Origin of the sequence: Haliea sp., assembly GCF_040221975.1 — a bacterium.
Lineage (GTDB): Bacteria > Pseudomonadota > Gammaproteobacteria > Pseudomonadales > Halieaceae > Haliea.
This window is the reverse complement of sequence record NZ_JAVJWR010000032.1, coordinates 100,326-107,572: the sequence shown is the minus strand read 5'-3', so window position 1 is coordinate 107,572 and position 7,247 is coordinate 100,326. Positions and strand designations below refer to the sequence as shown.

Here is a 7,247-nt window from a genome sequence, read left to right as displayed (position 1 = left end):
CCTGATTTTCTTGCTCATGATGGAATATCCGTTATCTCGAATGGGTTGCCGCTACAGGAATTATACAAAACGGCAGCTGCAGCCGCCGATGCCGTCGATTTCCAGGCGCATCTCGTCGCCTGCCACCACCGGGATCAGCGGAGCCAGGGAGCCGGAGAGGATCACTTCGCCGGCCTTGAAGGGAATGCCGAACTCGCCCAGAGTATTGGCCAGCCAGGCCACTGCGGTCAGCGGGTTGCCCTGCACGGCGCTGCCCAGGCCCTCTGAATGATACTCGCCATTCTTCCAGATGGTCATTTTCAGGCTGGGCAAATCAAATTCGCGCGGGTCTACCTCATTCCTGCCCAGAACGTAAACACCGCAGGAGGCGTTGTCAGCGATGGTGTCCTGGATCTTGATTTCCCAGTTGCGGATTCGCGAATCGACGATCTCGAAACAGGGCATGATGCTTTCGGTGGCATCGAGCACGTCCTGTTCGGTGACCCCAGGGCCCTGCAGGTCTTTTTTCAGGCGGAAGGCGATCTCGCCTTCCGCCCGGGGCTGGATGAGGTGGCCAGCAATCGGGATCTCGGCCCCGTCGGGGTAATCCATGGCATTGGTCAGGAAACCGAAATCGGGCTGGAACACGCCCAGCATGTCCTGCACCGGCTTGCTGGTGACGCCGATCTTCTTGCCCACCACCCGCTCGCCGTCACGCTCCAGGCGCTGCTGCAGCATCTGCAGGCTGATGTGGTAGGCATCACTGATGCTGATGTCGGGCGCGCGCTCGGTCAGCGGCGCCACGATGCGCAATTCGCGCAGAGCCTGGTAGAGCTCGTCCCCGAATCGGGCGATCTGCTGCTTATCCATGTTGCAGGAAATCCAGGCACTGGCGGTTGAACAGGTCACGGTGCTCGACCATGACCCAGTGGCCACACTCGGACATGAGGATCAGCTGCAGGTGCCTGACGTTTTTCGCCAGCGCCATGATACCGCTCTCGGGCATCATGCGTTCGTTGATGCCCCAGAAACCGAGGACCGGGCACTCCAGTTCGTGCAGGCGATCGACAAGCACGGGGATCTTCATGCTGGCCATCACATGCCCGTTCATGAGCCCCATGATTTGCAGTCGCTCGCTGACCAACTCGTCGGTGGCGTGGCGCGGATCGTACATGAGACCGGTGGCAAACAGGTCCTTCATCACCTCGTGGGTGACGGGCTCGCCCGCACCAAACACCTGGAACATCTTCTGCATGCCGGGCATCTGCTGGTATTCGTGCATCTCGCTGAGACCGCCGGGGGCCATCAGGATGAGTTTTTCCACCAGCTCCGGATGCGCCAGTGCCAGGCCTATCGCCACCACCCCGCCCAGGGAATTGCCGACCAGGCTGCAGCGGCTGATACCGGCTTCGTCCAGGGTCTGCTTGATGCACTGGACAAAAAAATCCAGGGTGTGGTCGACATCATCGGGCTTGTCGGAAAAGCCGTAGCCGACATGGTCGGGAACGATGCAGCGGTAGCCGGCGTCCACCAGCACGGGATAGTTGCCCTTGAAGTTACTGTAGCCGCTGGCACCCGGGCCGGAGCCGTGCAGGAATACCACGACCTCGCCACCCGCGCCCTCATCCAGGTAGTGAATCCGGTAGCCGTTGGCGCAATCGGCGTATTTGCCTTCCGGCAGCAGGCCTTTCATTGCCATGGGAGTCTCCTGTTTCAATTTCGTCAAATCGCCATGTCGGTATTTTCCGCGCCGAACAATACACCACCCATGTTGGCGGCAAAGGGCAGCGAATGGTTGGCGACATGGGCCTGGCTGGCCAGAATATCCAGGTGCCGGTTGAGCAGCGGACTGCCAAGCCGGATAGCGCCCGAGCCGGCCGCCTTGAGCATTTTGCCGGACAGCTCCAAGCATCGATCGGCCACTACCGCCGAATCATAGCGGTAACGAACCCGGTCTTCCACCGGAATCGGCTGGCCGGCTTGCGCCAGCGCCATCATCGCATCAAAGTTGCTGATCATGGTGCGTCGCATTTCTTCGATGGAGGTTTTTACTTCCGCCGCCAGGCGACGTGCCACTGGATCGTCCTTCATGAGAGTCGGCCCCACCCGTCGTGTTTGGGCCACCTCTATGTAGTCTTCCAGGGAGCCCTCCAGGCACCCCAAGGTCGCATTACAGACAGCGCGCACGAACACCTGCATGAAGGGCAGCTTGAAGAGCGGGGCGTCATTGACCTTGTTGCCGGGGTTTTCACAGTAGAACGCATCCATGACCCTGTGGGTGCGGTGCTCGGGCACGAAAGCATCTTCCACCACGATGTCGTGACTGCCAGTACCCTGCAGCCCCACCACGTCCCAGTTGTCGACGATCTCATAGTCACTGATCGGCACCAGGAAAGTGCGGTAGTTGGCCATGTCGAAGGGCGCCTCCGCCGTGGGCACCACGGCACCCAGAAACGCCCACTCACAGTGCTCAGAGCCCGAGGAGAAGCTCCAGCGGCCGCTCAGGCGGAAACCGCCTTCCACCGGTGTCACTTTGCCGACCGGGGCGTAGGAAGAGGAAATCAGCACGGTGGGATCATCACCCCAGACATCCTTCGCCGCCTGATCAGCAAACAGGGCCAGCTGCCAGTTGTGCACCGCGACCACACCGAGCACCCAGGCACTGGAAGTGCAGTGTTTGGCCACCTCCAGACCGAGCGTGTAGAACACCTGGGGGTCCATGGCGTAGCCACTCCACTGCTCGGGCTGCAGCACCTTGAAAAAACCGGCCGCCTGGAAGTCGGCAATGGTCTCCGCCGGTACCTTTCTCTCGGCCCGACACTGCGCAGCGCGCTCTCGCAGCGCGGGACCCATGGCCCGGGCCGCGGCCAGCAACTCTTCTGCCCGCGGGGAACCAAGACTGTGGGAATCACCGCCTGTTGTGGATTGCATTGCCTGCTGCGCCGCCATGAAACACTCCTGCTAACTGTTATTGCTGTTCTCTCAGCGACGCCATTAAACGTCGTCGGGTGTGGAGAATCATCCTCCATATGAGGTATGGGACTATTCGACCACGGCGTCGCCAAAAGTGGTGGGCGGGCCGAAGAAAGCACGGTGCGAGGGCGGTTGGTTACCGGTGATATCGGTAACACCGTAGGCCTCGCCGAGCTCGGCGCCGATACAGACGGTGCCAGTGTGTGCCATGCGGCCGGGGTCCGCCCACAGGGCCGCAATTACCCTGCCACTGAACTCGGGGTGCTCCGCAGTGGCGATCAGGTCCGCATATTTGTCGGGCTCTGCATCGAACACCTGCCGGGTACGCTCGGTGAGCAGCAGGCCCATCCACAGCGAGATGACCGCGACGTTGTGGGGCCGGAAATCGACCGCCATGTCGTGCGCCATCTTGTCGACCGCGGCCTTGCCGGCACCGTAGGCGGGGCCGTGCATGTAGATGCGGCCGCCGAAAGACGATGTATTCACCACCAGCCCCTCGCCGTTGGCCAGCAGCAGCGGCGCCGCGTACCAGCTGGCCGTATAGTGGGAGCGCATCCCCACATCCCAGATCGTGGTCAGGTCCAGGGGCTTCTCCCAGAATGGCCCGGTGGCAGTGAGCGCGTCATGCAGGCTGGTGGCATTGTTGACCAGGATATCAAGCCGGCCGTGATCCTGGCGTACCTGGGCAAACAGCGCCTCCACCTCGCCGTCACGGCTGTGGTCGCAGCGCACCGGAACCGCCACGCCGCCCGCTGCGGCAATCTCCTCCGCCGTCTCGGTGAGGGACCCGGGCAGCGCAGCCTCACCCGCTTGCCAGCTGCGCCCGGTGATATAAACCGTCGCACCCGCGGCCGCGAGCCCCTTGGCGATGCCCTTGCCGGCACCCCGGCTGGCGCCGGTCACTACGGCGATACAATCCCTGCCCTGCCCCATCCGGCTCTCCCGCTTGCTACTTTGGCTGCCATGTCCGACCATGCTACTGGCCACGATGGCGGGCGCCAAGTCCGCGCCGGAAGCCATTGACCAAAATGTTAGGCCACCCTGGAGAAATTGCCCTGCACTACCATCTGCCCCAGGCACTGCTGTCGTTGTTGCTGGTCACCACTGCCGCGGCGAGCGAAGACTCCCGACTGCGCTACTCGCAGACATCGCCGGACTGGTTGCGTGCCATTGGCCAGCTCACGGTACCCAGCATGAGGCTGGAGAATGGCTATGCGCGGCACCACACCGAGCGCTGCAGCGCCACACTGGTTGCGGCACCCGGTGCCAGCCATGCCAGGGTAATCGTCTCGGCCTGGCACTGTCTGGAGTTCTACCGGGACCTGAGCCAGCGGATCACCTTTACCCTGCTGCCGGCCAGCCAGGCGCCCCGCGACATAGAAGCGGTGCGCTACGCCGATGGCGGCAGCATGGCAGCGGACTGGGCCGTGCTGCGACTGCGGCAGCCGGTCGCGATTGCAGAGGTACCTGCGCTGCAGCTGCATCCACAGCAGGCCGACCCGACCTTGCCGGTGGTGATGGCGGGCTATTCAAGGGATGCGGGCACCGGGTCCTCCGGCAAGGAGCTCAGCTACGATCCGGCATGCCGCATCACGGCGGCTGACAGTCGCAGCGGCGACAGTGACTGCCGCGCCTACAAGGGCGCCTCGGGGGGCGCGGTGGTCCAGCTCACCGAGGCCGGCACCCCGCTGCTCAGCGGTGTGATTTCCGAGGGCAACAGCGTGGATTACAGCCGCTATGTGCCGGTTTCGGTGTTCCGCCAGGCGCTGCCGCCGGAACTTGCAGCAGCAGTCACTGCCGCCGCGCAACCGGCGCCGCGCTAGGCCCCGCCGCTGCCGGCACGCAACTGGCGCGCGGGCGGCGGCGCGCCGACGTGTTGTTCGCCCCGCTGTGCCGCCAGCTCGATCTGCTTCTGGCGCTCGGCAAACCGGGCCTTCTGGTCTTCGGTCAGGCTGTCGTAACAGTGCGGGCAGCACACTCCCTGCTGGTAGCGGTCCGAGGCCTTGTCCTGTGCAGTAATGGGGTGGCGGCACCCGTGGCACTGGTCGTAGCGACCTTTTTCCAGGCGATGATTGACCGCGACCCGGTTGTCGAAGACAAAGCATTCACCTTCCCAGGTGCTCTCTTCTTCAGGCACTTCTTCCAGATACTTGAGAATGCCTCCCTGCAGGTGATAGACCTCTTCAAAGCCCTCCTGCAGCATGTAGGCTGAGGCTTTTTCGCAGCGGATACCGCCGGTGCAAAACATGGCCACCTTCTTGTGCCGGGCCGGGTCCAGGTTCTCGCGAACGTAGCGCGGAAATTCGCGGAAGGACGTGGTCGCCGGATCGATCGCCCCGCGGAAAGTGCCGATATCATATTCATAACGGTTGCGGGTATCGATCAGCACCACCTCGGGATCATTGACCAGGGCGTTCCAGTCCCGCGGCGCGACATAAGTGCCAACCACGCGATTGGGGTCGATACCGGCGACACCCAGGGTGACGATTTCCCGCTTCAGTTTCACCTTCATGCGGTAGAAAGGCATCTCGTCGTCGACCGACTCCTTGTGTTCCAGAGCGGCCAGGCGAGGGTCGTTGCGCAGCCAGGCGAGCACCCGGTCGATGCCCTCGCGGGTGCCGGCAATGGTGCCGTTGATGCCCTCGGCCGCCAGTAACAGGGTGCCCCTGACCCCGGCGGCCAGGCACTCGTCCAACAGGGGCTCGCGCAGCTCGCGATAGTCGTCGAGAGTGACGAAGCGGTACAGCGCCGCAACCACGAACCCGCTCATCAGCTGGCCCCTCCCGCGTCTGCCTTGCTGCCGCCCAGGCAGTCGGGCGATGCCGGCGCAGCCGCGTCACGAGCCTGCCACTCTCCCGGCGAATAGGTATGCAAGGCGAGCGCGTGCACGGGGCCCTGCAATTGTGCCGCAAGCAGGCCGTAGATCTTCTGGTGCCGCGCCACCTGGCGTTGGCCGTCAAAGACCTCGCTCACGATCACCACCCGGAAGTGGGTCTCTGAATCCGGCGGCACACTGTGCATATGGCTTTCATTGGCCACTTCCAGATGCATGGGCGCCAGAGCTGCGGCAAGTTGCTCGGTGATCTGTTGCTGGACTGACATAGGGCCTCCGTCAAGGGTTGTAAATTATACCCGAGAGCTGGCAGTCGGGGTACCGCTGCTCAGGTCTCCAGACGCCGCCGCCTGCGCCCGGCCCGGTACTGCCCCGGCGTCTGTCCGGACCATTTGCGAAAGGCGCGATGGAAGGCACTGGGATCAGTGAAACCCAGCTGCAGCGCCACCTCCTGTATCGACAGCTCCGGGCGGTCCAGGGCCAGACAGGCGGCCTCGGAACGGGCCTCGTCCTTCAGTGCCTGAAAGGTCGTGCCCTCGCGCCTGAGTTTACGGCGCAGGGTCGGCGCCGACATGTTCAGCGCCTGGCTGATGGTCTCAAACCCCGGGACCCCCTGCCGGAAATCGTGCCCCAGCATGGCGCGCACCTGCGCCGACAAGCGATCCTTGGCGGACCGCGCGTCCATCAACAGCAATTGATAGGGCGCCGTGCGCAGGAACTCGTCCAGTGAATGCTCGGTATGCACCACCGGCCAGGCCAGGCAGGACGCATCGAAGTACAGCAGGTCTCGCGGCTGATCGAAGTACAGCGGCGCCTGGAACAGATCCCGGTACTTGTCTGCACTGGCAGCTTCACTGCCCTGGAAATCGACCCGCTGCAGCGGCAGCGGCCGACCGCACAGCCAGCCAAAAAAACGGTGCCAGAGAGACAGCCCGTAGACCTCTGCCGCCGCCACCGCTGGCTGCTCCGGCCCGCTCCGGTGCAGATAACCGACGCGGGCGGTATCGTCGCTGAAATTGGCATACAGCTGGCTCTGCTCGTCGAAAAATGTCCGGTAGAACTCCGCCGCCCGCTGGATCGCATGACCCAGGTTGCGGCAGGAAATGATGCAGTAGCACATCATCCGAAAGGCGCCGGGCGCCGCCAGATCGTTGCGGGTGACGCCGAAGGTGGCATCCTGCAGCAGACGCAAGACCTGCTGGTAGACCCGGGAGTACTCCATGGCACTGACCTGGTCGCGGTAGCCGCCCGCAGTCTCGTCCCGGGGATCGAAGTCCAGTCCTGCCGCGGCCAGCACCGCCCCCGGGTCGTGACCGCGCTCCTCCACCATGCGCACGAGAGTCCGCACGAAGCGGGTGGGCAGTTGTTCAGACATTGACCGGGGCTACCTCAGTGCAAGCAGAAGTCGCACATGTTAACAGATCGCGCCGCGCAGGCCGGGCCGCGGAGGCCGCGCTGCCCG

8 protein-coding genes are annotated in these 7,247 nt (G+C 63.7%); 1 reads left to right on the top strand and 7 read right to left on the bottom strand.

The window, feature by feature from the left end; all coding sequences use genetic code 11:
* Nucleotides 1–60 precede the first annotated feature (60 nt).
* The 4 genes from RLO07_RS15075 to RLO07_RS15060 all read right to left on the bottom strand — a co-directional run bounded on the left by RLO07_RS15075 (nt 61) and on the right by RLO07_RS15060 (nt 3,885).
* Nucleotides 61–849 (bottom strand): fumarylacetoacetate hydrolase family protein, encoded by a 789-nt coding sequence (locus tag RLO07_RS15075; protein WP_462292965.1) that lies wholly within the window; start codon nt 847–849, stop codon nt 61–63.
* Entirely contained in the window at nt 842–1,678 is an 837-nt protein-coding gene (locus RLO07_RS15070) for an alpha/beta fold hydrolase (protein ID WP_462292964.1), read from the bottom strand. Before RLO07_RS15070 ends, RLO07_RS15075 begins: the two co-directional genes overlap by 8 nt.
* Nucleotides 1,679–1,701: 23 nt before the next feature.
* A complete protein-coding gene (locus RLO07_RS15065; protein WP_462292963.1) occupies nt 1,702–2,928 on the bottom strand; it encodes an acyl-CoA dehydrogenase family protein in 1,227 nt (408 codons plus the stop codon).
* Between the two features lie 93 nt (nt 2,929–3,021).
* Nucleotides 3,022–3,885, bottom strand: coding sequence for an SDR family NAD(P)-dependent oxidoreductase (locus RLO07_RS15060; RefSeq protein WP_462292962.1), 864 nt, complete (start codon nt 3,883–3,885; stop codon nt 3,022–3,024).
* Between the two features lie 95 nt (nt 3,886–3,980).
* Here RLO07_RS15060 and RLO07_RS15055 point away from each other — a divergent pair, with 95 nt between their 5' ends.
* Nucleotides 3,981–4,775 (top strand): trypsin-like serine peptidase, encoded by a 795-nt coding sequence (locus RLO07_RS15055; RefSeq protein WP_462292966.1) that lies wholly within the window; start codon nt 3,981–3,983, stop codon nt 4,773–4,775.
* On the opposite strand, the gene trhO is transcribed toward RLO07_RS15055, so the two are convergent.
* The 3 genes from trhO to RLO07_RS15040 are packed head-to-tail and all read right to left on the bottom strand — an operon-like array spanning nt 4,772 to nt 7,160.
* Entirely contained in the window at nt 4,772–5,722 is a 951-nt protein-coding gene (gene trhO, locus RLO07_RS15050; RefSeq protein ID WP_462292961.1) for an oxygen-dependent tRNA uridine(34) hydroxylase TrhO, read from the bottom strand. The two genes, RLO07_RS15055 and trhO, sit on opposite strands and share 4 nt — an antisense overlap.
* A complete protein-coding gene (locus RLO07_RS15045) occupies nt 5,722–6,054 on the bottom strand; it encodes a BolA family protein (protein WP_462292960.1) in 333 nt (110 codons plus the stop codon). Before RLO07_RS15045 ends, trhO begins: the two co-directional genes overlap by 1 nt.
* Nucleotides 6,055–6,113: 59 nt before the next feature.
* A complete protein-coding gene (locus RLO07_RS15040; protein ID WP_462292959.1) occupies nt 6,114–7,160 on the bottom strand; it encodes an AraC family transcriptional regulator in 1,047 nt (348 codons plus the stop codon).
* Nucleotides 7,161–7,247: the final 87 nt, after the last annotated feature.